The 24,489-nt window shown below is 66.5% G+C and carries 22 protein-coding genes; 13 read left to right on the plus strand and 9 right to left on the minus strand.

The features are described 5' to 3' along the window. Positions 1-167 precede the first annotated feature (167 nt). Together C1A15_RS07340 and C1A15_RS07345 are read right to left on the minus strand one after the other, a co-directional pair. Positions 168-1,247 carry a molybdopterin-dependent oxidoreductase gene (locus C1A15_RS07340; RefSeq protein WP_101721949.1) on the minus strand — a complete coding sequence of 360 codons (1,080 nt, stop codon included), beginning with the start codon at positions 1,245-1,247 and terminating at the stop codon, positions 168-170. A gap of 9 nt (positions 1,248-1,256) precedes the next feature. Continuing rightward, entirely contained in the window at positions 1,257-3,056 is a 1,800-nt protein-coding gene (locus C1A15_RS07345; RefSeq protein ID WP_101721950.1) for a molybdopterin-dependent oxidoreductase, read from the minus strand. 359 nt (positions 3,057-3,415) lie between these two features. Between C1A15_RS07345 and C1A15_RS07350 the strand changes: the two genes are divergently transcribed. Then, a complete protein-coding gene (locus C1A15_RS07350; protein ID WP_101721951.1) occupies positions 3,416-4,906 on the plus strand; it encodes a helix-turn-helix transcriptional regulator in 1,491 nt (496 codons plus the stop codon). A gap of 62 nt (positions 4,907-4,968) precedes the next feature. Here C1A15_RS07350 and C1A15_RS07355 read toward each other — a convergent pair whose 3' ends face one another. The 3 genes from C1A15_RS07355 to C1A15_RS07365 all read right to left on the minus strand — a co-directional run bounded on the left by C1A15_RS07355 (position 4,969) and on the right by C1A15_RS07365 (position 7,735). Further along, positions 4,969-5,532, minus strand: a complete 564-nt coding sequence (locus C1A15_RS07355; RefSeq protein WP_101721952.1) for a molybdopterin-binding protein — start codon at positions 5,530-5,532, stop codon at positions 4,969-4,971. Between the two features lie 86 nt (positions 5,533-5,618). Next, positions 5,619-6,119, minus strand: a complete 501-nt coding sequence (locus tag C1A15_RS07360) for a molybdopterin-binding protein (RefSeq protein ID WP_146001823.1) — start codon at positions 6,117-6,119, stop codon at positions 5,619-5,621. A gap of 14 nt (positions 6,120-6,133) precedes the next feature. After that, entirely contained in the window at positions 6,134-7,735 is a 1,602-nt protein-coding gene (locus C1A15_RS07365) for a molybdopterin-dependent oxidoreductase (protein WP_101721954.1), read from the minus strand. Positions 7,736-8,000: 265 nt separating this feature from the next. On the opposite strand from C1A15_RS07365, the gene C1A15_RS17235 reads away from it, so the two are divergent. The 3 genes from C1A15_RS17235 (at position 8,001) to C1A15_RS07380 (ending at position 11,436) form a co-directional block, all read left to right on the plus strand. Then, positions 8,001-9,611 (plus strand): helix-turn-helix transcriptional regulator, encoded by a 1,611-nt coding sequence (locus C1A15_RS17235; RefSeq protein ID WP_245864964.1) that lies wholly within the window; start codon positions 8,001-8,003, stop codon positions 9,609-9,611. Between the two features lie 67 nt (positions 9,612-9,678). Continuing rightward, positions 9,679-10,155: a ribonuclease HI gene (gene rnhA, locus C1A15_RS07375; protein WP_101721955.1), complete on the plus strand. Its 477-nt coding sequence runs from the start codon at positions 9,679-9,681 to the stop codon at positions 10,153-10,155. Positions 10,156-10,302: 147 nt separating this feature from the next. Continuing rightward, a complete protein-coding gene (locus C1A15_RS07380; protein ID WP_101721956.1) occupies positions 10,303-11,436 on the plus strand; it encodes a coiled-coil domain-containing protein in 1,134 nt (377 codons plus the stop codon). 430 nt (positions 11,437-11,866) lie between these two features. Here C1A15_RS07380 and yihA read toward each other — a convergent pair whose 3' ends face one another. The 3 genes from yihA to C1A15_RS07395 all read right to left on the minus strand — a co-directional run bounded on the left by yihA (position 11,867) and on the right by C1A15_RS07395 (position 13,713). Beyond that, positions 11,867-12,448: a ribosome biogenesis GTP-binding protein YihA/YsxC gene (gene yihA, locus C1A15_RS07385; RefSeq protein WP_101721957.1), complete on the minus strand. Its 582-nt coding sequence runs from the start codon at positions 12,446-12,448 to the stop codon at positions 11,867-11,869. Between the two features lie 111 nt (positions 12,449-12,559). Next, on the minus strand, positions 12,560-13,354 hold the full coding sequence (locus C1A15_RS07390; RefSeq protein ID WP_101721958.1) for a protein kinase family protein: 795 nt from the start codon (positions 13,352-13,354) through the stop codon (positions 12,560-12,562). Next, positions 13,333-13,713, minus strand: coding sequence for a zinc ribbon domain-containing protein (locus C1A15_RS07395; protein WP_245864965.1), 381 nt, complete (start codon positions 13,711-13,713; stop codon positions 13,333-13,335). Before C1A15_RS07395 ends, C1A15_RS07390 begins: the two co-directional genes overlap by 22 nt. A gap of 270 nt (positions 13,714-13,983) precedes the next feature. Between C1A15_RS07395 and C1A15_RS07400 the strand changes: the two genes are divergently transcribed. Both C1A15_RS07400 and C1A15_RS07405 read left to right on the plus strand, forming a co-directional pair. Beyond that, positions 13,984-15,393 carry an MFS transporter gene (locus tag C1A15_RS07400; RefSeq protein ID WP_101721960.1) on the plus strand — a complete coding sequence of 470 codons (1,410 nt, stop codon included), beginning with the start codon at positions 13,984-13,986 and terminating at the stop codon, positions 15,391-15,393. A 105-nt stretch (positions 15,394-15,498) separates the two neighbouring features. Further along, on the plus strand, positions 15,499-16,371 hold the full coding sequence (locus C1A15_RS07405; RefSeq protein ID WP_101721961.1) for a helix-turn-helix domain-containing protein: 873 nt from the start codon (positions 15,499-15,501) through the stop codon (positions 16,369-16,371). Here C1A15_RS07405 and C1A15_RS07410 read toward each other — a convergent pair. Beyond that, positions 16,328-17,371, minus strand: coding sequence for a PDDEXK nuclease domain-containing protein (locus tag C1A15_RS07410; protein WP_245864966.1), 1,044 nt, complete (start codon positions 17,369-17,371; stop codon positions 16,328-16,330). The genes C1A15_RS07405 and C1A15_RS07410 overlap by 44 nt on opposite strands. Positions 17,372-17,954: 583 nt before the next feature. Here C1A15_RS07410 and rpsB point away from each other — a divergent pair. From rpsB to pdxS, 7 genes are all read left to right on the plus strand, one after another. Then, complete coding sequence (gene rpsB, locus C1A15_RS07415) at positions 17,955-18,767, plus strand: 30S ribosomal protein S2 (protein ID WP_101721962.1); 813 nt, start codon at positions 17,955-17,957, stop codon at positions 18,765-18,767. Between the two features lie 110 nt (positions 18,768-18,877). Further along, on the plus strand, positions 18,878-19,744 hold the full coding sequence (gene tsf, locus C1A15_RS07420) for a translation elongation factor Ts (RefSeq protein ID WP_101721963.1): 867 nt from the start codon (positions 18,878-18,880) through the stop codon (positions 19,742-19,744). 302 nt (positions 19,745-20,046) lie between these two features. Next, the gene (gene murA / locus C1A15_RS07425) at positions 20,047-21,336 is read left to right on the plus strand and encodes a UDP-N-acetylglucosamine 1-carboxyvinyltransferase (protein ID WP_101721964.1); all 1,290 of its coding nucleotides are present in this window, start codon (positions 20,047-20,049) and stop codon (positions 21,334-21,336) included. A 9-nt stretch (positions 21,337-21,345) separates the two neighbouring features. Further along, positions 21,346-22,839 carry an LCP family protein gene (locus C1A15_RS07430; RefSeq protein ID WP_101721965.1) on the plus strand — a complete coding sequence of 498 codons (1,494 nt, stop codon included), beginning with the start codon at positions 21,346-21,348 and terminating at the stop codon, positions 22,837-22,839. 56 nt (positions 22,840-22,895) lie between these two features. Then, positions 22,896-23,129: a NifU family protein gene (locus C1A15_RS07435; RefSeq protein ID WP_101721966.1), complete on the plus strand. Its 234-nt coding sequence runs from the start codon at positions 22,896-22,898 to the stop codon at positions 23,127-23,129. A gap of 40 nt (positions 23,130-23,169) precedes the next feature. Further along, on the plus strand, positions 23,170-23,460 hold the full coding sequence (locus C1A15_RS07440; protein WP_101721967.1) for a hypothetical protein: 291 nt from the start codon (positions 23,170-23,172) through the stop codon (positions 23,458-23,460). A gap of 136 nt (positions 23,461-23,596) precedes the next feature. Then, a complete protein-coding gene (gene pdxS / locus C1A15_RS07445) occupies positions 23,597-24,487 on the plus strand; it encodes a pyridoxal 5'-phosphate synthase lyase subunit PdxS (protein ID WP_101721968.1) in 891 nt (296 codons plus the stop codon). Positions 24,488-24,489 lie beyond the last annotated feature (2 nt).

Raw genomic sequence — 24,489 nt, forward strand, 5'->3', positions numbered from 1 at the left:
GAACGAGGCGCTTGCCTCCACGTTTTACGGCGGGACGAGACGATAACCCCGTCCCTTCGTCTCGTGGCCGCAGCGTCTTTCGACCGATGCTTGCATGCGCGAGCAAGGAAAACGCCCGCCCGCGGGATGCGGGCGGGCGTCTCGATCGGTGCGGAACGCGGGGCGCTCTAGACCACTTCGAACTCGAGCGTCGCCGCGAGCGGGGACACCACGTCGTCGGCGGTCTTCGCGCGCACGGTCATGCGGTAGTCGCCCTTCTCCTCGAACGACGTGGTGAACTGCCAGTTCACCCACTTGTCGGCCGTTGCGCCGTCGGTGTCGCACGTCGTCCAGGTGGCTCCGTTGTCGAAGGAGAACTCGATGGCGGCGATGGGGCTGCCCAGATCGTCAGCCACGCCCTCGAACGTGATCTCGTCGCCGGCCTTGAACACGCAGTCGTCGGCGTAGTTCATGATGTTGATCTTGTTGCGGTAGCAGGGATCCACCTGCTGCACGTCGGGCTCGGCGTCCTCCTGCGTCAGCTCGATGTTCACGATGTCGCGCGTGAAGTAGCGCGCCACCGTCTCGGGCATCCATAGCTGCAGGCTCGACCCGGTGGCCGCTTCCAGCTCCTGGCCGTTCACCTGGTACACCAGAAGCGCGTTCTTCTCGAGGGCGTAGCGCAGCGGCAGCGGCTGGCCGAAGCCGTCCGCGCCGTAGGCGGTGACGGTGTTCACGCCGTCCTCGAGATCGGCCATCTCCACGACGGCCGACAGCGGCACGCCCATGACGGCCGCCTGGCCGAAGGGGGAGCCGGTGGCGCACGAGCACGCCATCATCGTCTCCTGGCTGGCATCGTCGGCCATGTCGCGCACGTCGATGGTGAAGTTCTTCTTGATGTTGCCGCCCACGTTCACGTAGAAGTTGGCGACGCCGCCCTCCGTGTCGACGAACTCGGTGGCGGGCTTCGAGCACATGCTGGTCAGGGCCGCGCCGAACACGTTGAACAGTTCGTCGTTGGGAGTGACGCCCTCCTGGTTGAAGGAGAACGAGCCCTGCGCGTCGTGCACGGCCACGAAGGACCCGTCGTCCTCGTTGAACCACTGGGCCGTCACCACGTTGTCGCCCACGGTGTGCGTCGTGGCGATCGGGTCCGCGTCGGCGGTCTGCGGCAGCCCGGCTGCGGTGCCGAGGGCCCCCGCCGCTCCGAACATGAGCAGCGCACCACCGGCCACGCCGCCCGCGATCTTCTTGGGGTTGTAAGCCATAGCGTCCTCCTACTCGCTCTTCTCGTCAGCAGCCGCTTCGACCTTCGGGGGGACGAGCGACGCGGTCTGCAGCACGGTCGTCTCCTCGGGGCTGGGCAGCTTGTCCTTTGCGTTGAACATCACGGTCTGCGTTTCGAAGCTCACCATGCCGCTCTCGGTGGTGGCGCGGACGGTCAGGCAGTACGCGCCTTCCAGCTCGGGCGTGTAGGAGTACGTCCACCACACCATCTTGTTGCGGTCGGTGTCGGCCAGGTCGTACTTCGTCCAGGTCTCGCCGCGATCCATCGAGAACTCGACGCTCGTGATCTTCTCGTCGTAGCCGTCCACGTAGCCCGAGAACTCGTAGGGTTGGCCGTTCTGCACGAGCAGGCCGTCGGGCACGCCGAGGATGGTGGCGTTGGGCTTGTTCATGGGAACGTCGTCCTCGTTCTGCCATCCGTTCGGGTTGCCGGCCCACTTGTCGGTGTAGTCGATGTCCTCGTCGGTGACGTGGTAGGTGTCGACCTGCTTGGAGTTGATCTGCGCATCGACGCCCTCGACCCAGTTCGTGCACGGGTAGCCGCGCGTCGCGTCGAGGTACTCGCCGCCGATCTTGTACACCAGCAGCGCCTCGTCGGAGTCCACCTTGCCCACGGGGAAGGCGCGCTTGGAGCTGCCGTCGGCGCGCAGCGCCTTGACGCCCGTGGTGCCGTCCTTGTAGCCGCCCGCCTTCTCGACGAGCCAGCTCACGGGAATGCCGGTGATCTCGGTGTTCGTGACGCCGCCGCCGCCGACCGGGTTCCAGTTGCACACCATCTTCGAGGTCTTCGTCACCACGGCGCCATCGGCTTCCGCTTCCTTGATGAGCTCGGGCAGCGTGGCCGTGTACTCCGCGTTCACGTTGCCGTCCACCGTGATGGTCCATTCGTCGAACAGGCTCTGCGGCATCTCGAGGTCGAGGCCGTTCACGCCCGCGCCGTGGCGCATGTTGTCGTAGTAGGCGTGCATCCAGTCGTACGAGAACACGCCGCTTTGATCCTGCGTCCTCTCCTGGTCGATGGCGAAGGCGCCCTGCACGTTCTCAACGTCGTTGATGCCCCACAGGCGGTCGTACTTCGTGGTGTCCCACAGCTCCATGCCGCCGCCGTTCTCGGTGGCGTTGTGGCACGACATGCAATCGCCGTCGTACTGCTCGGTGAACTCGCCCTTCGTGCGCGATCCGAAGTGGATGCCGTGCATGAGCGTGCCGAACTCGTACTGCTTGGAGATGTAGCCGGGCGCGTAGGAGTGGCAGAACAGGCACTGCTGCAGCGTGGTCTTGTTGTCCAGCTCGTCGTTCCATGCCACCGGGTGCTCGTAAGGCAGGTTCTTCAGCAGCGCGTTCATGTCGGCGTGGCACGATTCGCAGCCGCGGTTGTCGGCATCGAGCCAGTAGGTGTTGTACGAGTTCGAGCCGGCCTGGATCTGCCAGGCGTCGGGGTCGACCTCGTACTCGGTGGGCGTGCGCTGCACCATCTGGCCGTTCGGCAGCGTCCTCACTTCGGGCGCGTACTCGGTTGCCACCTGGTCCCAGCGGTCCCATAGCCCGTCGAGGTACTCCTTGCCGGGATAGTAGTCTTCGTTGATGTCCTCGTTCGTGGTGCCTTCGGCGCCGTCGATGATGGCTTGCTGCTCGGGCGTGAGATTCTGCTCCTGCGGGGCGGCGGCGCCGTCCCCGGACGGGGCGGCGGTGCTCGCGTTCTCCGACTGCTGCGGCGCGCATCCGGCCGCCAGGCCGAGCGTGCAGGCCGCGCAGGTTGCCACGATGATGGCCTTCTTGTTGAACCTCATGCATCCCCCTTTCCTTGTCTTGGATCCTATCGTCCGATGCGCCTGCAGCCGCTTTTTCCGGTCGTGCCTCCTCCCTTCGCGTTCCCTTCCGTATCGTGCTGACGGCGTATCGACGGACCGTTTCATCGTAGGGTGCCCGCCCTCGCGCGCGCCATCACCCAAGTATCCGATTCGCTTCGTATTCGACGATGCGCGCATCGGACACTTTGGGCGATGCCCGTGTGGGACGGGGTGATTCGCCTGGCGGGCTGCGCTCTGCCGATATTTGAGGGTGCGGGTGCGCGAAGGGCGTGCGATAATGGGGGACGGTCGCCGCATGGGCGATCGGACGTTGGGGGAAGCATGGGAAATCTCTGATCATGGGCAACCGCGGTCTGCAAATCAATCCGGTGGGCGTGCTCGCTTCGTGCGGGCTGGGGCTCAACCTGGTGTGGTGCACGTTGATGGGCCACACGCTGGGGTTCATGTCGTCCACGGCCGGCATGGACGTGTGGGTGAACCCGCGCCTGTTCTTTCTTGCGGGCATCCTTGTGTGCACGGTGGCGTTCACGGCGGCGCCGCGCGCGCTCAAGCGCGCCGACGGCATGCTGCGCTTCGTGCTGCCGCTGCTGTCGGCGTTCGGCACGGCGTGCTTCGGCATGTCGTTCCATCAGACGATATTCGATCCCGGCGCGCTGGCCGTGGGCGGTTTGTTCGTAGCGGGCGTGGGCTACTTCTGGCTGGCGGCGCGCTACATCCTGCTGCTCGCGCGCACGCAAGGTTACGTGTGCGCCGTCGGCAGCATCGCGGGCGGGCTGATCGTCAAGCTGCCCATCCTGCTCGTGCTCGGCGCGTTCGCGAGCCCCGCCGTGCAGGTGATCGTCGCCATCGTCATGCCGGTTGCCACGGCGCTTCTGTTCGAAACGGCCTGCGCCCTGGCGCGCGACCGCGCGGTTCGAGCTGCGGACGGCGCGGAGGCGGCCGTTGCAGCGGAGGGGGTGCGGCTGCGCACGGTGTTCGGCGTGCCGGCCGTCCCGCGCACGCGCGAGCACACGTCGGCGGCCGAGCGCCGTACCATGCTCGTGCTGCTTGCCATCGCGGCGGTGGTGCTGGCGGTCATCCGCTCGGTCAGCTACCTCGGCATGTGGGGCGACACGAACGCGAGCATCTCCACGGCGCTGCCGTGGCTCACCGCCTTGGTCGTCCCGGCGGCCTGCGTCGTGGTGTTCGCCTATGCGGCGCTCGCGCGCCTGGCCGACGCGGCGTTGCCGATCCGCTTCCAGCCCGCGCTGCTGCTCATCCTCGTGGGCCTGTTCGTGGTGGCCATCCAGGCGAACCCCACGGGCGCCTCGCTCGGCTTCCTCACCGTGGTCATCCAAATCGACGAGCTGTTCGCGCACCTCTTGTTCTGGACCGTGGTGGTGACGGCGCTCGACGTGCTCGACGTGCCGTCGTACCGCGTGATGGGGGTGGCCGGCGTCGTGTACGCGGGGGCGTCCATCGCCTGGGTGCTGCTGCTGGGGCGCGCGGCCATCGTGGACACGCTGCTCGTCATGCTGGCGACGTACGCTTTCGTGGTCATCGCGCTGTGCGCGGTATGGTTCGTGCCGAACCGGAAGGGCTCCTCCGACGAGGACGCGGCTCCGCTTGCGCAGACCGTGTCCGACACGTGCTTCGAGCTGGCGGGGCGCTACGGGCTGTCCCCGCGCGAGACCGAGGTGTTCGTGCTCTTGGCCCAGGGTCGCACGCGGGCCTTCATCCAGGACGAGCTCGTGCTGTCGGGCAGCACCGTCAAGACCCACGTCTCCCACATCTACGCCAAGATGGGCGTGCACGACCGCCAGGAGATGATGGACCTCATCTGGAGCTGACACGGGGCGGTGCCGATGAGACGTTGCCCCCGTCCCTTTGTCTCATCGGGCGCGCCTCTCGCTCACGGCGTCACGTCGAAAACGTGCGCGGCCGGCACGGGAGACGCGGTGCCGTCCTCGTTGACGGCGCGGACGAGCGCCTTGTGGCGTCCCGGCGCGCGGGGCGCGAACTCGAAGCGCCACCAGACCCAGCGCTCGAACGTGGCGCCCTCGGTGGGGCAGACGCTCCAGGTTTCTCCCTCGTCGAAGGAGAGCTCCACGGCCGCGATGGCCTTGTCGAAGTCGCTCGCCCAGCCTTCGAGGATCAGCGGTTGGCCGACGCGCGCCGCGTACGGGGCCTTCACCGCCACGTTGGGCCTGTTCGTGAAATCGTGCCCGTCGTTCTCGAACGCGGGGATGGAGGGCGGTTCGTCCTCTTCGGTGAACCGTATGTCCACAATGTCGCGCACGAAGAGCTTGGCGGGCAGCCCCGGCACCCATAGCTGGTTGCGTGCGCGCATGACGTCGAAGACGTCCTCGCCGTTGACGCGAGACGCCACGACGGCGCCGCGGTCGATGAGCGGTTGGAGAGGCAGCGACGTGCGGTACCCGTCGGCGGCGGTGAACGTTACGGTGTTGCAGCGCATGGGTTCCTCCTCGAAAAGACGGCGGTTGCAAGACGCAGCCGAGCCCGACGGCGCGGTGCTCGGCTGCGTGCGTGGAAGCGCGAAGGCTACCGGGCTTGGGCCTTGTCGGCGATGGACGCCAGGGCTACGCCCTCCACCTCGGCGTTCGCGATCGCTCCGCCGCCGGGTACGTTGGAAGCGCACGAACACGCCATGTCGTAGGCTTCGGTGCCCTTTTCGTCGGCAAGCTCGGACAGCGTGGCGCTGTACGCCTGGTCGACGTCGCCTCCCACGCTGATGGGCTCATCGTCGCGCGGCTCGCCGTATTCCGGCATGCTCGTGCACAGCACGGCGGCTGCCTTCGAGAACACGTTCGAGATGTCGGCGGTGCTGGAAAGCACCGCTTGATCGAAGGTGAAGGCTCCTTGGACGTTCGACTCCCGCACGATGCCGCCGGGCGCGGTGGCATCGGAGGGCTGCACGTCCCCGGCCAAGGGGGCCTGCACGGTGCCGTCCGCCAGCGCCGGTGCGTATCCGGCAGCCGCCGACGTGGTCAGCGCCACGGCGCCCGCGATGGCCGTCAGGGTTTTCGCGTTCATTCGGGTCATGATGGCTCTCCTCGCTATTGGATGTGGAACACGGTGTTGACGTCTTGCGGGATCACGCGGCCGGTTTCGGTGACGATGCGCATGCGCAGATCGTAGCTGCCGGGCTCGAGGCCGTCGATGCGGTAGGTCCAATAGATCCAGCGGTCGATCATGGAGGAGGAGGTGTCGCACGTCTGCCAGGTCTTGCCCTGATCGAGCGAGAAGGAAACCTCGGTGACCTGCTCGTTGAAACCGTCGGCATAGCCCTCGAACGTGACCGACGACGTGCCGGTGAAGATCTGGCCGTCCTGGACGTTGAGGAACGCGCCCACCGGCTTGTTGAAGTACGTGTCGTCCTCGCCGGGCAAAAGCGTGCCGGGCACGTCGTTCTTCCATTTCTTCACCTCGGCGCCGTCGACGAACTCGAGGCTGGTGATGTAGCGGCGGCTCGAGGAGGCACCGGTGCCCTCGGTGAACATCGTGCAGGGGTAGCCCAGCTCGCTCGGCAGGTTCTCGCCGTTCATCTTGAAGGCGAGGATGGCCTTCTTCTCGATGAGCCAATCCACCTTGAACGTGGATTTGCCCTCTTCGCACACGAGCGTCACCGCGTCGGCCTCGACCCCGGCCATCTCGACGATGTCCTCGAACGGGATGCCGGTGATCTCGGCGTTCGCGATGAACGCGTCGCCCACGCCGTTGGCCGAGCAGTTCATCTTCATGATGCGCGTCTCCAGCTGGTCTTGCGGGATGTCGACGAGCTTGAGGTCGAGCGGCTTCTCGACCTGGCCGCTCACGGCCACGACGCGCTCCTGGAGCACCGAGTCGTCGCTGCTCGAGTGCAGCGCGATGCCGTTCGGGTCGGTTGAGGCGGAAAGCTGGTAGAACGCCAGGTCGTTGTCCGTGAGCACGTTCTGGTCGAACGAGAACGCGCCGTTCACGTCGGCCACGGCGGTGAAGCCCTGCATCTGGTCGTACTTGACCTCGTCCCACAGGGGCATGTCGCCGGAGACGGGATCGATGTAGTGGCACGACAGGCAGTTGCCGTTCTTGTCGGTGAAGTTGTCGCTGTTGAGATGGGAGTTGTGGATGACGTTGCCCATCTCCAAGCCGGAGCGCCCGAACAGCGGCTTCTGCTGGCCGTCGTGGCAGGCGATGCACGTGGTCACGTTGATGGGGTCGTCGCCGTAGCTGTTCAGCCCGTTGTGCGAGATGGGGCACCATTCGATCGCGTTCTCAAGCGAGTGGCACGACGTGCAGCCGCGCTCCTCGGCCTTGATGATGCCCATGTTGTAGCCGCGCGCGTCGTTGGGCACGGGCTGCACCTGCGTGCCGTCCTCGAGCGTGGTGACCGTCGCCTTGTACAGCTCCTTGGAGTCCTCGTCTCGTTTCGTGCGGTTTGCCACGTAGTCCTCGAGCTTCGAAGGATCGTCGAACGTGTCGCGCCCGGCCTGCAGGTCGTACGATTTCGTGACGCCCGCTTCCGCAGCTTGGTCGGCCGCTGCGGGCTCGGGTGCCGCCTGAGGCTGGCAGGCGCACAGGCCCAGCGCGGATGCGGCCGCAACGCAGCAGGCGAGCGTGATGGCGAGCTTGCACGGCGACCCTCCTCGCGCTGCTTCCCGTCGCTTATCGACTGTCATAGTTCCCCTTTCTCTCGTCCTTGAGGTCGATCCGGACGGTGCACGCCGGATGATCGTTCGATCCTACGCCGCCCGCCTGCGCCCCGCCATCACCCGTACGTCCGATTTTCCGACGCTCATCCAACGGGCTCGGCATCGGCCAGTTTGGGTGATGTTTTGGCCGATGCCAATCGTTTGACCTGCGAATATGAGGAAGGTTGAGGCATGGCCGATGCGTCGCGGAGCGCGATGTGCCATAATGTCAACGGCGAAAGGGGAACGCTCGATGACCATCCGGGGTTTGCATGTCCATATGTCCGCAGCGCTCGCAGCCGTCGGTTTCGGCCTGACGCTGGCGTGGTGCATGCTCACAAGCCACACGCTCGGGTTCACCTCCTCGACGGAGGGCATCGGCGCGCTCGTCAACCCCCGCATGTTCTACCTGCTGGGCATCCTGCTGCTCGCACTCGCGTTCATCGCCTTCCCGCGCGCGCTCAAGCGAGCCGACAACGCGTTGCGCTACGTGCTGCCGCTGCTGTCGGCGTTCGGCACGGCATGCTTCGGGCTCGCGTACCATCAGGCGTTCTTCGCCCCTGCGGCGCTGGCCGTGGGCGGCCTGTTCGTGGTGGGCATCGGCTTCTTCTGGTTCCTGGCGCGCTACATCCTGCTACTCGCGCGCACGCAGGGCTTCGTCTGCGTGGTGTGGTCCATCGCGGCCGGCATCATCATCAAGCTGCCCATCGTCCCTGCGTTCAGCCTGCTCATCAGCCCCGAGTGGCAAGTGCTCGTGGCCATCACGCTCCCGGTCGTCTCGGCGCTCGTGTTCGAGGCGGCCTGCGCGATGGCTCGCAGGGAGGCCCGGCTCGACGGCGGCGCGGCGGAGGGGGAGGCGCCGTCGGGGCGCACGGTGTACGGAATACCGGCGAAGCCGCGCACGGCGGCGCCCGCGTCCAAGGCGTTCAAGCGCAACCTGTACATCCTCCTGGCGGTGTCGGCCATCCTGCTCGCCGTCATCCGCTCGGTCACCTACCTGGGGCTGTGGGGGGACGCGGCCAACGGGGGCGTGTCCCCCACGTGGTTCGCGGGCTTCGTCGCCTCGGCGCTCGTCATCGTGGCGTTCGCCTACGGAACGCTCATCAAGTTGGCCGACTTCACGCTGACCATGCGCTTCCAGCCGGCGATGCTGCTCATCTTGGCCGGCCTGTTCGTGGTCGCGTTGCAGGCCAGTCCTGACAGCGAAACGCTCCCGTTCCTCACCGACGTCATCCAGGTTGACGAGCTGTGCGCTCACCTGCTGTTCTGGACGGTCATCGTCACGGCGCTCGATGCGCTCGACATGCCGTCGTACCGCGTTATCGGCATTTCCGAGGCGGTGTTCGCCGGCGCCTCCATCGCGTGGCTGCTCCTGCTCAGCTCGTCGGAGATCATCAGCAACATTTACGTGCTGCTGGCCACCTACGTCATCGTGATCGGGGCGATGTACGCCACGTGGCTGGGCGGCAAGCGCCGCCCGGACGAGCGGGAGGCGCCCCTTGCCGCCGAGGCCGTCGCCGTGAAGGCCGAAGCGGAAGCTGCGGCGCCGCAGCCGCATGCGCCCTCGTCGGCGCTCGCGGCCGAACCCGCACCAGCGAGCGCGCTCGAGCCTGCATTCCGGCCCGAGGCGGCGCAGCCGTTGGCCGACACCGTGTCCGACACGTGCCTCGAGCTGGCGGGGCGCTACGGGCTGTCCCCGCGCGAGACCGAGGTGTTCGTGCTCTTGGCCCAGGGCCGCACGCGGGCCTTCATCCAGGACGAGCTCGTGCTGTCGGGCAGCACCGTCAAGACCCACGTCTCCCACATCTACGCCAAGATGGGCGTGCACGACCGCCAGGAGATGATGGACCTCATCTGGAGCTGACGCGCGGGGGAGAGGCTCGTGGTATGATACCTACCCAGTTTGTTCCCGGACGCGAAAGGCCTTTCACATGCACGTAGACATCTACACCGACGGTGCGGCGCGGGGAAACCCGGGGCCGGGGGGCTACGGCACGGTGCTGCGCTTCACCGATTCGAAGGGCGTCGTCCACGAGAAGGAGCTGTCGCAGGGCTACGAGCGCACTACGAACAACCGCATGGAGCTCATGGCCGTGGTGGCGGGCCTCGAAGTGCTCAAGCGCCCGTGCTCCATCACGCTGTACTCCGACTCCCAGTACGTGGTGAACGCGTTCAACCAGCACTGGGTGGACGGTTGGCTCAAGCGCGGCTGGAAGAACGCGCAGAAGCAGCCCGTGAAGAACGACGATCTGTGGAAGCGCCTGCTCGCGGCAAAGAAGCCCCACGACGTGGAGTTCGTGTGGGTGAAGGGGCACGCGGGGCATCCCGAGAACGAGCGGTGCGACGAGCTTGCCACGACCGCGGCCGACGGGACGGGGCGCATTCGCGACGAGGGGTTCAACGGTTAGTTGAGGGTTGCGATCGCACTCGCACGGCCCCTGGGGTTCGTATGATGTTCCTGTTTGATTTCCAACCTGTTTCGTAGGCGAACCGCACGATCTGGTACACTGGTTCGCAGTGTATACAAGCATCTAAGCGCAGGTGGAGGTTCCCACATGCAACAGCAAGCAACGTGCGCCCGCAAGGGCGTGTTCGCGGGAGTGGTGGCTGCGGCTCTTGCAGCGACCCTCATGATTCCCTCGTTGGCGTACGCCGATCCGTCGGCAAGCGAGAAGCAGGCCGAAGCCCAGGCCGCGCTCGCATCGCTCAACAGCATGCAGAGCACGCTCGACCAGGCCGCCGTCGTCTACGACGAGGCGTTGGCCGCACAGCGGGAGGCCGAAGCCAAGCGCGACGAGGCGCAGGCCCGCATCGACGAGGCCAACGGCCAGATCGCCGATCTGCAGGAGCGCTTGGGCTCTCGCGCGCGCAGCATGTACCGCACGGGCGGCAGCTCGTTCCTCGATTTGCTGTTGGGCGCCACCACGTTCCAGGAGTTCTCGACGGGTTGGGACATGCTCAACACCCTGAACGAGAACGACGCCGACCTCGTGCAGCAGACGAAGGACCTGCGTGCCGAGGTGCAGGAGCAGGAAGCCACCTACGCCGAGCAGCAGCGCGTCGCCACCGAGAAGGCCGATGAGGCCCTGCGTTCCAAGGAAGAGGCGGCCTCTACGATGTCCGCCATGCAGGCCACCTACGACGGGTTGAGCGCCGAGGCCGCCGAACTGCTCGAGCAGGAACGCGCCGCCCAGACCGCCGCCGAGGAAGCCCAGGCGCAGGCTGTGGTAGACGAAGCCGTGAAGCAGGCGCAGCAGTCTCAGCAGGGCAACACGGGCGGCGGCAATGAAGGCGGCGGCAATGCGCCTTCCCCCTCGCCTGCACCCAGCCCTTCGCCTGCCCCTGACTACAACGAGCCCATCGCGAGCTCCGTCGTCGGACGTGCGTACAGCCAGATCGGCAAGGCGTACGGCTACGACGATCCCAGCTACGGTGCCGGTCCTACCTCGTACGACTGCTCCGGCTTCGTCTCGTTTTGCCTGAGCGGCAGCTACTCGCGCATGGGCAGTACGCTCACGTTCTTGAGCTGGCCGCGCGTGCAAGGCGAACCCCAGCCGGGCGACGTTGCGGTGAACGCCGAGCACTGCGGTATCTACGTCGGCGGCGGCCAGATGATCCACGCGGCCACGTACGGCGTCGGTGTCGTGCAGGGCCCGGTGCAGAGCGGGATGGTGTTCGTCCGCCCGTAGCGCGAACTTCATAGCGATATCGGAGAGGCGGCCCATGGGCCGCCTCTCTTCATGGATGAGATTGAACGACGCAATGCGCCGACCTCGACGCCCACGCGGTCGCAGCTTCGCCTCCGGTCCGCTTCCGCCCGTCGTGCATCCTGGAAGGGGCGGGATGGCAGGTTTTCATCGAATTCGGAGCTTTGGGCTCCGTCCCAAAGCTCGGCTGCGCGCTCCTTCCCGGAAAAAGACCAGGTGGCGGGAAGACCCATCTCACCGACGGGTTCGCAGACCCCGCCCTTGGCGCACCGAACCTCCGAATTCGGTGAAAACCTGCCATTCTCGGAGGCGTCCGCTGCACGGAGGGGCGCACGCGATGGATCCTGCTGGGAGCATGCGTTGCGGAGAGGAGATCGAGCGACGGGAAGCTCGCCGCGCCGCTGGAACGCGCTTACCGAACGCTGCTCTTGATGAGCGAGCGCAGCTCGTCGATGCCGGTGCCCTTCTCCGATGAGCACACGACGAGCGGCACGTCGGCCCCTAGCTTCAGCTGCTTCTTCAGGGCGGCCTTCTGCTTCATCTGCTGCTGCCGGCTGAGCTTGTCGGCTTTCGTCAGCACCACGGCGAACGGCAGCTCGGCTTCCTGCAAAAAGCCGATCATGTTCACGTCGAGGTCGGACGCCTCATGGCGGATGTCTACGAGCGACACCACGAGCGCAAGGTCGCGATCTTGGTTGAAGTAGCCCTCGATCAGCTCCGACCAGCGGCTCTTGTCCGACTTCGACACCTTCGCGTAGCCGTAGCCCGGCAGGTCGACGAAGCGCACGCCGTCGCACGAGAAGAAGTTGATGGTGGCCGTCTTGCCCGGCGTCTGCGACACCTTCGCCAGCCCTTTGCGGTTGAACAGCTTGTTCAGCAGCGACGATTTGCCCACGTTCGAGCGCCCTGCAAACGCGATCTCGGGCATGGTCGAAGGCGTGAGCTGCGACGATACGCCGAACGATCGCTCGAATGTCACGTTGTTGATGTTCATGGGCCGCTCCTTGCCGCTCTTGCATTCACGATGCCCCTCATGGTACCCGAACCCCGTCGGCGATGCGGGCCAGACCTGGCAACCCCCTCGCATTCCCCATGGGGCGCTCGCTCAGCACCTGAACGCTTCCTCGAAGGCGGGGCCGATGGATGCGAAGTCGGGCAGCGCGGGTTCGTCCGAGAACAGGTCGAGCAGCAGATCCCGCTGGGCGTGCGCGAGGTCGAGGTCGTCGAACCAGGGAAGCTCGGCGCGCCGTCCGCGACGGCGCGCCACGGCAGGGTTCGCGTACAACAGGAACAGCAACACGTCGGCGAGGCCTGCACGGTCGGAGGCGTTCGCCGTAGGGTCCGGCGCGCCTCGCTCGAAGAAATCGGCCAGCCCGAAATCGACGAGCGACACGGCGCCCTCGTCGTCGATCAGCAGGTTCGCCGGCCGCACGTCGCCGTGCGTCACGCCGCAGCGCTCCAAGTGCGCGAGCATGTCGACGACCTGACGGCCGACGGAGGCGATCTCAGCATGGTCGAACGGTCTTCGCTGCCGGAACAGCACGCGGTCGAGGGAGGTGCCGGGCATGAGGCTTTGCGCCATGAAACAGCGCCCGCGGTCGCGCGGGTCGTCGCGCTCGCACACGATGCCGAGCCAGCGGGGGACGGCGGGGTGCGCGCACAGCGACAGCGCCTTCGCCTCTCTCCAGAGGGCGTCGCGGTCGAGGGATCCCCGCTCGGGCTTGATCAGCTTGAGGGCCGCGATGCGGGGCTCGTCGCTGGAGCGCGAGGCTCGAAAGCACGTGCCGAACCGGCCTTGTCCCAGCACGGCATCGAGATGCCACGCCCCGAACGTGCTGCCGACGAGCCTGCGGTCGCCGGCAGCGGTGGCGAAGCGCGCTAGCCGCGCGGCGTGCCGCATTCGAGGCAGAACTTCGCGCTGGGAGGCAGCGTCGCGCCGCACTGCCCGCAGAACCCGCCGCCCAGCTTCTCGCCGCATTCGAGGCAAAACTTGGAACCCGCCGGCACTTGCGCGTTGCACTTCGGGCAGGAAAGCGATCCGGCGGCCGAGGCGGCGCGCGGCGCGTGCGCTTGCGCTTGGGGTGCGGCCTGCGCCTGGCCGGGGAAGGGCTGCGCGTTCTGCTGGGGGTAGCCGTGGCCGTAGCGCTTGCGGTCCGAGCTGCTGAACGAGCCCATGAAGCCGCCGAGCTTGCCCATGAATCCTTGCTGTTGATAGTAGCCGCTGCCTTGGTTGGTGCGGTGCTTTTTGCGACCGCTCATGGAGAAGAGCCCCATCGGGTGGTCCTTTCAATCGGCTGGATAGCTGAGCCTCAGCATACCCGAAAGCCCCGTGCACCCGAACGCCGCCGCCCGACTCCCGGAAAAATCCAAGGGGCGAGGCGAGACGGCGGCTGCGCTTCGGTTTCGCAACCGGAGCGTTGCGTGTCCGAAACGCATGCGAACCGGCTCCGGAGCGTCGCTACACTGGATACGTTCGTCGCCGCGAGGCGTCGGGCGCGGGCGGTTCGGCGAACGAGGAAAGGCGGCGACATGGGCGAGGCGAACAAGCGCAAAGGGACCGTGGCGAGCATGCTGCCCGTGCTGCTGGCGTGCTCCTTCACGGCCTCGTTCGGGCAGAGCATGATGAACGTCGCCCTCCCCGAGCTGGCGGAGCGCTTCGGCGTGACGCTGTCGATCGCGAACTGGGTGATCGTGGGGTACATGGTGGTCGCCGCGACGGCCATCATGCTGTCGTCGTTCATGCTGAGGCGCCTCGGGCTGCGTCGCGTGTTCTTCGTCGGCGCGGGAGCGCTCGCGCTCGGAAGCGCGTTCGCGCTGCTCTCGCAGGATTTCCCCATGCTGTTCGCCAGCCGCCTCGTGCAGGCGGTGGGCACGGGCCTGTTCTTCCCATCGGTGACGAGCGTCATCATGACGAACTCGCCGGTCGCGGTGCGCGGCACGCGCCTCGCGTTGAACAGCGGCGTCATCGCCGTAGGGCTTGCCGTCAGCCCGACGGCCTCGGGATTCGCGCTCACGCAGTTCGGCTGGCGCGCCATGTTCGTCGTGTCGCTCGCCATGTCCGTCGCGCTTCTGGCGGTCGGCTTCTTCCGCGTTCACGGCGGCCCTTCGACGAAGCGCGTTCCCATCGATGCGCTCAGCGTGATGCTCGGGCCGCTCGGGTTGGCCGCGTTCCTGTACGGCTTGGGCGAGGTCACGCGCGATCTCGCTCCCTCTCTCGCGGCGCTCGCGGTCGGCGCGGTGCTGCTCGCCCTGTTCGCCTGGCGGCAGTTCGCGCTGGAGAGCCCGCTGCTCGACCTGCACCCCCTCGGCCACCCGCGGTTCGCCGTGGGCATCCTGCTCGTCATGGTGGGCATGCTCACGTCGTTTTCCATGAGCATCCTGCTGCCGCTGTACTACGAGGGGGCGCTGGGGTACACGGCGTTCTTCGCGGGCTTGCTGCTGCTCGGTCCCGTGCTGGTCAACGCGGCGTTCACGTTTCTGGGCGGCCGGGTGTTCGACAGGCGCGGCGCGTGGCCGCTCGTACCAGCGGGCCTCGTGCTCGTGCTCGTCGGGCAGGCGGCGGCGTTCTTCTCGGCCGAGAGCATGATCGCCATCCTGATCATCCTGTCGTCTGCGGCCGTGTACGCGGGCGCCGGGCTCGTGGTGGCGCCGTCCAAGACCGCGGCGCTCGGCACGCTGCCGCCCGCGACGTACTCCGCCGGCGCGTCCATCAACTCCACGGCCGTGCAAATCGCCTCGGCCATCGGCTCGTCGCTGTTCGTCGGCGTGCTGTCGGCCGACGTGCTCAGGGACACGGCGGCGGGCGCGGCGAAGGCGCAGGCATACGCCTCGGCGTTCGAGCACACGCTCTCGATCGCCATCGTCATAGCCGTGGCGGGCCTGCTCGTCGCGTTCTTCTACGCGCGCGCCATGCGCAAACCGGCGTCTGGCCGGCGCTGACAACTTCCGGTTGTCGGGGAGACCGTGAAAAGCATCCCGTAGTTGGTTGAGGTAACCGCGGTTTCGGTGCATGATGGGGAAGAAGGCGATCGAGAGGAGAGCCCCATGAGCTTCCGAGACAATCTCCAACATCTGCGCGCAGCGCGCGATTTGAGCCAGGCGCAGCTTGCGACGCTGCTCGGCGTGAGCCGCCAGTCGGTAGCCAAGTGGGAGGCCGAGAAGAGCTACCCCGAGATGGACAAGCTCATCAAGCTGTGCGACCTGTTCGAATGCTCGCTCGACGACCTCGTGCGCGGCGACTTAACCGGCTGCGCGACGGCTGCCGAGGAGCCGACGGTCGCGCTGAAGGCGTCGACATCCGTGGGTGGCGCGCTCATTATGCCGGGGACCGCCGAAGGGGAGTCCGTGCTCGAAGCGGTGGGCGTCGAGGGCGAGGCACCCGAGGGCGAAGTCGCTGATGCATGCGGCTACGACGAGCACATGCGCCGCCGCGCATGGGACGTCGCCGCCGGTGTGGCGGTGATCGTCATGAGCTTCGGGGTGGCGATGTTCGTGACGGGCGGCGGTTACAACAGCACGACGGTTTTGGCGAACATCGTCGTCCACCTCGTAGGGATCGCGCTCGGCCTGTGCCTTTTCGTTCCGGCGTATCGCAGCCATGCGGCATTTCGCAAAGAGCACCCGGTGGTCGAGGACTGCTACACGCCGGAGGAGAAGGCGGAAGCGCGCCGTCGGAAGCTGTTCGGTGTCGGCGGCGGTGTCGCGCTGCTCGTCTTGGGCATGTTCATGCCCGGCATGCTCCAATCGATTCAGATGTTCTCGTTCGTGCCGTTGGGGCTGTTCGCCTGCTTCGCCGCCGCCATCGCCCTGCTCGTCCACGCCGTTCTCATGGATCGCCGCGTCGACGTGTCCTTCTACAACGGCGCTCCCGATCTCACGATCCGATCCCTCCTTCGAGGGCGTCGTACTGACGCCTGATCTCGTCGCGCAGCTCGTCTTCGGATGGCAAGCAGGGCAGGCATTCCGGCACGAAGATCTGCCGCTCGCCTTCCGGGAGGGTGTACTTTACCACGGCGTCTTTCTTGTTCGCGCACATCACGAGCCCCACGGGCGGGTTGTCGCCCTCGTTCATGAGCTCGCGCGTGTAATAATGGACGTACATCTGCATCTGTCCGAGATCCTGATGCGTGAGCGTGCCGGTTTTGAGGTCGATAAGCACGAAGCATCGCGTAACGTAGTTGTAGAACACGAGGTCGATGTAGAAGTGGTCGCCGTCGATCGTGATGCGCTTCTGCCGACCGACAAAGGCGAAGCCGCGACCGAGTTCCAGCATGAAGTCCTGCAGATGGTCGATAAGCGCTTGCTCAAGGTCGCTCTCGAGCCATGTTTCATCCTGCCTGAGGCCGAGGAATTCCAGCACGTACGGGTCGCGGATGAGGTCTTCGGGGCGCGTGGGGGCGATTTCGCCTTCTGGCTGGGCGGCGAGCGTGGGCTTGCCGAGAAGGCGCTCGTAGTGAAAGCTTCCGATCTGTCGCTTGAGTTGTCGTACGCTCCAGCCCTCTTTGATGCATTCTTCCAGATAGAAAGCACGAGCGTCCTTTTGGGTGACGCGCATGAGTTCGCAATAGTGGCTCCAGCTCAATTGGCTAGACAGTGTCTGGCCAATTGGAAACGTCAGGTAGAACTGCCGCATGTTCTTGAGGTTTGCAACGGTGAACCCCTTTCCGAAATCGGCGGTCATGCGTTTCGACAGCTGCTGGATGAGCTTCGTGCCGTACTCTGCGCGTTCCATGCCTTTCTGCTTAGCGACGATGCTCTCGCCGATACGCCAGTACGCCTGCACCATGGCGAAGTTTGCTGCGGAGTACGCGCGCTTCCGGGCGCTTTCCATGATCTCGTGGATGTGCGTGTAGAACGCGGCGTCGACGAGCGTGCTTGAGCCATCGGACGTTGCGTTTCGTGAATCGTGCATGTCCATGATCGTCCTTTCGTTCGGTGTCGGTAACGTAAGCCGGGGCGACGAACGAGAGGAGCCGTCCGGAGCGCCGCCTTCCCATGCAAGCCTGCGGCATCTCCGATACGCTGGGTAGAGTGTACCGCGATTCGGCGAGAGCGAATCTGTTACATGCATAGTGCATGCAACAAACATGCTTTGTTCTAAAACGCCTGATCTCGTCGCGCAGCCGAATGTGGGCGCGAATCGGCAGCTGTGACAATGTGGACGGTGTTTGCGGACGGCGACAGACGAAAGTGATTCGTCCCACCTGGGGTTTCTCGTTCTTCAGAGGCAGTGTTGCCCGCTCAAAGGGTCGCCGGATTGTCATGGGTACCGATTCGCGCCCATATTCGGGCGCACTCGCGCGTCGTCGTCGGCAAATTCGCCGCAACCGCGCGCGAACGGCCTTTTGCGCTTTTCGCTTGCAAACGCTCGGCGGCGTGGTATACTTCTGCAGTTTCTAAATACGCATGCTTGCGCGACCCGATCCGCTAGTGGCCAACCGAAAAAGGCTGCGGATGCAAGGGGATGACCGCAAGCAGAGGACTAACGAATGGAGAGAATCATGACGAAAGTCAGCATTACCTCGCTGCTCGATGCGGGCAGCCACTTCGGCCATCAGACGCGCCGCTGGAACCCCAAAATGAAGCCGTACATTTTCGGCAGCCGCGGGGACATCTACATCATCGACCTCAAGCAGACGCTCGTGGGCCTCGACCAGGCGTACACGTTCGTTTCCGAGCTGGCCAAGAAGGGCGGCACCGTGCTGTTCGTGGGCACGAAGAAGCAGGCCCAGGAGGCCGTCGCCGACGCTGCGAACCGCTGCGGCATGCCCTATGTGAACGCTCGCTGGCTCGGCGGCATGCTGACCAACTTCGTGACCATCCGCTCCCGCGTGAACCGCATGGAGGAGCTGGAGGCCATGGAGGCCGACGGCCGCATGGCCGTGCTGCCCAAGAAGGAGCAGATCCTGCTGCACAAGGAGCTGTCCAAGCTGCAGACGAACCTCAACGGCATCCGCAACATGAAGCGCACGCCCGACGCCGTGTTCGTGATCGACACGAACCGCGAGGCCATCGCCATCCACGAGTCCCGTCGTCTCGACATCCCCGTGGTGGGCACGCTCGACACGAACTGCGATCCGGACGACGTCGATTTCGGCATCCCCGCCAACGACGACGCCATCCGCTCGGTCCGCCTGCTGGCCGACTTCATTGCCGACGCCGTCATCGCCGGCGTGGGCGTGCCGGTGACCGCCGCCGACATGGCTGCGCCCGCCGAGGCTGCCGAAGCCGTCGCCGAGGTCGCCGTCGAAGCCGCTGCCGTCGAGGCTGTTGCAGAGGCCGCCGTCGAGGCTGCCGCGCCTGCCGCCGAGTAAGCTGCTTCGCGCATCTACCGCACTGAACGCGCCGCCCCGCTCTCCAGCGCGGCGGCGCTCGACACCCCGCCGCGCCCCGAGGCCGCGGCATCGTGAGAGAAAGGAACAACGTGGCTGCTGTTACCGCTTCCATGGTCAAGGAACTCCGTGAGATGACCGGCGCTGGCATGATGGAGTGCAAGAAGGCGCTCGTCGAGGCCGACGGCAACATCGACCAGGCCGTCGACGTGCTGCGCACGCGCGGTCTCGCCGCCGTCGCCAAGAAGGCCGGCCGCGCCACCAACGAGGGCACCGTCATGGCCATCGTCTCCGACGACGCCACGTCCGGCGCCGTCGTCGAGCTGAACTGCGAGACCGACTTCGTGGGCATGAACGACAAGTTCAAGGCCTACGCCGAGAAGATCGCCCAGGCCGCCCTGGCTTCCAAGCCGGCCGACCTCGAGGCCCTCAAGGCCGCCGACGCCGCAGGCGAGACGGTCGAGGCCGTGGTGACCGACGCTATCCACACGCTGGGCGAGAACATCCAGCTCGCCCGCTTCGCGGTGGTGGAGGGCGGCGCCGTGTCGTCCTACATCCACGGCGGCGGCAAGATCGGCGTGCTCGTGCAGTTCGACGTCGAGGGCATCGACCCCGCGTCCGACGGCTTCAAGCAGTTCGGCCGCGACGTGGCCATGCAGGTCGCCGCTGCGGCTCCGGTCGCCGCGACGCGCGAGTCGGTCGACCCGGCCATCGTCGAGCACGAGAAGGCCATCTACATGGCGCAGGCCGCCGAGTCCGGCAAGCCCGAGGCCATCCAGGAGAAGATGGCCACCGGCCGCCTGGAGAAGTTCTTCAAGGAGAGCACGCTGACCGAGCAGCCCTTCGTGAAGAACCCGGACCAGTCCGTCAGCGAGTACGCGGCTGAGGTCGCCAAGAACCTCGGCGGCGAGATCAAGATCGTCGACTTCAAGCGCTTCGTGCTTGGCGAGGAAGCGTAAGCTTCGCTCGCATACCGCGCACCCAAGGCCCGGGGCTTCGGCTCCGGGCCTTTTTGCGTCCGCAACGGAGATCGTCGCCCGATTCGCACGGTTCCCGCTCGAAAACCGTACGAATCGGGCGACGATGATGTGCGTGCCGCTCGCCCTCCATCAGCCGTTCTGCTTTCGTTGTGATGAGGGTGGGCGGGCAGCCCCCCTGTTCCTATAATGGTGGAACGACGAATCAGGCGCACCCGCTGCGGTGCGTGTCTATAGACGAGAAAACGCCCGAGCCCATCGCATCGGGCTCGGAGGATGCTTCCATGGCTGAAGAGATCATCATCGTACAGGGCAACAACACGCTGGCCGGCGACGTCGCCGTGGCGGGCGCGAAGAACTCGGCGCTCAAGCTGATCGCCGCCGCCCTGCTGGGGCAGGGCGAAACCGTCATCCGCAACGTCCCGCTCATCTCGGACATCAGCATCATGTCCGACGTGCTGCGCTGCCTCGGCGCGCGCGTGGAGCGCGACGGCCATACGCTGACGGTGGACACCTCCGCCGTCGACAAGCACGAGACCCCCTACGAGCTGGTGTCGAAGATGCGCGCGAGCATCTCGGTGCTCGGCCCGCTCGTCGGCCGCTTCGGTCGGGCCCGCGTTGCCATGCCCGGCGGCTGCCAGATCGGGGCGCGCAAGATCGATATGCACCTCGTGGGCCTCGAGGCCATCGGCGTGGAGTTCTCCATCGACCACGGCTTCCTCGAGGCCACCACGCCGAACGGTTTGCACGGTTCGCACGTCGTGCTCGACTTCCCCAGCGTAGGCGCGACGGAGAACCTGCTCATGGCCGCCGTGGCGGCCGAGGGCTCCACGGTCATCGAGAACGCTGCGCGCGAGCCCGAGATCGTGGACCTCGCGAACATGCTCGCGTCCATGGGCGCGCGCGTGACGGGCGCCGGCTCGGACATCATCGAGGTGGAGGGCGTGCCGCTCGCCTCGATGCACCCCTGCGAGCATACCACCGTGGGCGACCGCATCGAGGCCGGCACCTTCCTGGCCGGCGGCGCGCTGACGGGCGGCCCCGTGACCGTGCACGGCATCGATCCGTCGTACTTGCGCGTGGCGCTCATGAAGCTCCGCGCCATGGGCTGCGACGTGGAGACGGGCGAGGATTGGATCACCGTGCGTCGCACGCGCCCGCTTCAGCCCATCGACCTGCAGACGCTGCCGCATCCCGGCTTCCCCACCGATTTGCAGGCTCAGTTCATGCTGCTGGCCGCGTTCGCCGAAGGCATGTCCGTCATCACGGAGAACGTGTTCGAGAACCGCTTCATGTTCGCGAGCGAGCTCATGCGCATGGGCGCCGACATCGCCATCGAAGACCACCATGCCCTCGTGCGCGGCGTCGAGGGGCTGCAGGGCGCCGACGTGTCTTCCACCGACCTGCGGGCCGGAGCCGCCCTCGTGCTGGCCGGCATCGTGGGGGAGGGCGAGACCCGCGTGCACAACATCGGCCACATCGACCGCGGCTACGAAGACTACGTGGGCAAGCTGCGCGGCCTCGGCGCCGACGTGGTGCGCGCGGACGCCGAGCAAGCCCGGTCGTCGCACTAGCGAGCGCCCATGGTCAACAAACGCAAGCAGGGCTTCACGCAGGCCCGCTCGAAACTCACGTCCCACCGCATGAAGTCGGCGACGGTCGGCACCCACGTGCCGCGCCGCTCGTCGCGCCATATGAACGGCGAATCGGTGGGATTCTCCAGCCCCCGCAAGCAGAAGCGCGCGGCGCGCGGCATCGTGGACACCATCCTGCCCGCCACCGCGTCGGGGGAGAGCTCTTCGCAGTACGCTCGGCGCGTCAGCCGGCGCGAGTTCACCCAGGAGATCCAGCGCAAGGCGCGCGTGCGCCGCATCCTCGCGATCGCGGTGTGCCTCGTCGTTGCGGTGGGCATCGCCGTCGCCGTGGGCGTGGCCACGTTCTTCGGGTCGCTCGACGCGAAGCTCGCGCTCAAGAACTCCGATGCCTCGTCGGCGCTCGTCGCGCCGAAGGCCGACGCGAAGGCGTTCTACACGGTGGTTGCCGCCGACCTGGATGCGCCCGGATCGGCGAACGGGATCGACGGCCCCGACGCCGTGGCGCTCGTGCGCGTCGACGAGGCCGCCCGCACCGTGACGGTCGTGTCGATCCCGCCCACGCTGCAGGTGTCGCTCAAGGACGGCAAGACGCACCCGCTGCGCGAGGCTCAGACGCAGGAAGGCGACGCCTCGCTCGTGTCGGCCGTGGCCGATTTCGCGGGCGTGGACGTGGCCCACTACGTGAAGACCGACGCGGAATCCATCGTGCGCCTCGTGGACGCCCTCGGCGGCATCGAGGTGAACGTGACCGAGGAGGTTGACGATCCGAACGCCGGCGACGCCTTCCTGCAGCCCGGAACGCAGACGCTCGACGGCGCTCAGGCGCTCACCTTGCTGCGCGCCAGCAACTTCGCGAACGGCCTCGAGGCGCAGGCCGCGAATCAACGCGCATTTCTCACGGCGTTGTCGCTGCGCCTGTTGGGCGACGGGTCGCTCGGCTTCCTCACCATGCTCGACAGCGTGGGCGGTTCCTTCCAAACCGACCTGTCGGCGACGGCGGCGCTCTCCATCGCCGACGCGATGCGCGGTATGGACGCCTCCGCGGTGTACGGCGCGCTCGTGCCCGGCTACGAGACTACGCGCGACGGCGTGACCACGTACGCGGCATCGTCCGATTCCTGGAAGAGCATGATGGAGCTCGTGGCGGCCGGGTCCGAGCCCGTGGTGGAGCAGGCGGCGCCCCAGGTCGATCCGGGCAGTTTCACCATCACCGTGCGCAACGGCTCGGGCGTGACGGGCGGGGCGAGCCAGATCGCCGACGCGCTGAAAGACCGCGGCTTCGATGTGACCGAAACGGGTAACACCGACACGTACGCCTACGACGAGACGCTCGTGGTGTATAACGACGACGCCTACGAGGCGGCCGCGGAAACCGTGGTGTCGTCGCTCGGCATGGGGCGCACGGTGGCGGGCGCCGGTTTTTACACGTTCGACACCGACGTGTTGGTGGTTCTCGGCAAGGATTGGAAGCCCACGTCGTAGACTGTGGTAGAATCGGCAACCGAGACGGAAGTTTACAGTTCGAAAAGGAGCTTTTCATGGTAGATAAGAACGATGTGGCGGCAGTGCTCGAGCTCATTCGCCCCAGCCTGCAGGCCGACGGCGGCGACGTGCGCCTCGTGGACGTGAGCGAGGACGGCGTGGTGTCCGTGGAGCTGCAGGGTGCCTGCAAGGGCTGCCCGATGTCCCAGATGACGCTGGCCAACGGCGTGGAGCGCATCCTCAAGGAGCGCGTCCCCGGCGTGACGAAGGTCGTCCCGGCAGACCTGTAAGCCAGACCTGATTCAGACGAGAGCGGGGAAGGAGGCGGATATGGCGCAGTGTTGGGAGCGTCGCGGATGCGACGAGGAGATGATGTCGCGCTGCCCGCACAACATCCCGGGCGAGCCGTGCCCCGCCGAATGCCGTTTCGCCGCATGCACGCGCTCGACGCACGTGGTGTGCCAGGATTTCAACAAGCTGCTGAATCCCGAGCGCGATTACGACGCGGCCGTCAAGGAGGTGTGCCGCTTCTGCGAGCACTTCCTGGAACATGGTCCTGACGTTGCCGAACGCACCGGCGAGGTCACGCGTCAGGGCAACCCGAACCGGTTTTTGCTCTAGCCGAGCGGATCCGGTCAAAGCGCGCGGCCGTGCGGGGCCGGGCGCGCCAATCGCATCACCAACGCGGCCGTGCAGGGCATCTGCGCGGCCGCGCGCTACCCATGCACGACACGAGATCACCGACGAAAGGGAGACGATGGCAGAGCAGGCGAGGGGTACGCTGAAGGTTAAGACCGGGTTCGCGGAGATGATGAAGGGCGGCGTCATCATGGACGTCGTGAACCCCGAGCAGGCGAAGATCGCCGAAGATGCGGGAGCGGTGGCCGTCATGGCCCTCGAGCGCGTCCCGGCCGACATCCGCGCTCACGGCGGCGTGGCTCGCATGAGCGACCCCACCATGATCGAGGGCATCGTGGAAGCCGTGTCCATCCCCGTCATGGCGAAGTGCCGCATCGGGCACTTCGTGGAAGCCCAGGTGCTGCAGAGCCTCGGCGTCGACTTCATCGACGAGAGCGAGGTGCTCACGCCGGCCGACGACGAGTACCATGTGAACAAGTGGGACTTCGACGTGCCGTTCGTGTGCGGCGCCCGCAACCTGGGCGAGGCCCTGCGCCGCATCGCTGAGGGCGCGGCCATGATCCGCACGAAGGGCGAGCCGGGCACGGGCAACGTGGTGGAAGCCGTGCGCCACATGCGCACCGTGACCACCGATATCGCCCGCATCAAGGGCCTGCGCGACGAGCAGCTGTTCACTGCCGCAAAGGACCTGCAGGCTCCCTACGAGCTGGTGAAGTGGGTGGCCGAGCACGGATGCCTGCCCGTGGTGAACTTCTCGGCCGGCGGCATCGCCACGCCCGCCGACGCGGCGCTCATGATGCAGCTGGGCTGCGACGGCGTGTTCGTGGGCAGCGGCATCTTCAAGTCGGGCGATCCGGCGAAGCGCGCCCGCGCCATCGTGGAGGCCACGACGAACTACGACGATCCCGACACCATCGCGCGCGTCTCGCGCAACCTGGGCGAGGCCATGGTGGGCATCGAGATATCGGACATCCCCGACAACGAGCTCATGGCCGGCCGAGGCTGGTAAGG

This window comes from Eggerthella timonensis (genome assembly GCF_900184265.1).
Lineage (GTDB): Bacteria > Actinomycetota > Coriobacteriia > Coriobacteriales > Eggerthellaceae > Eggerthella > Eggerthella timonensis.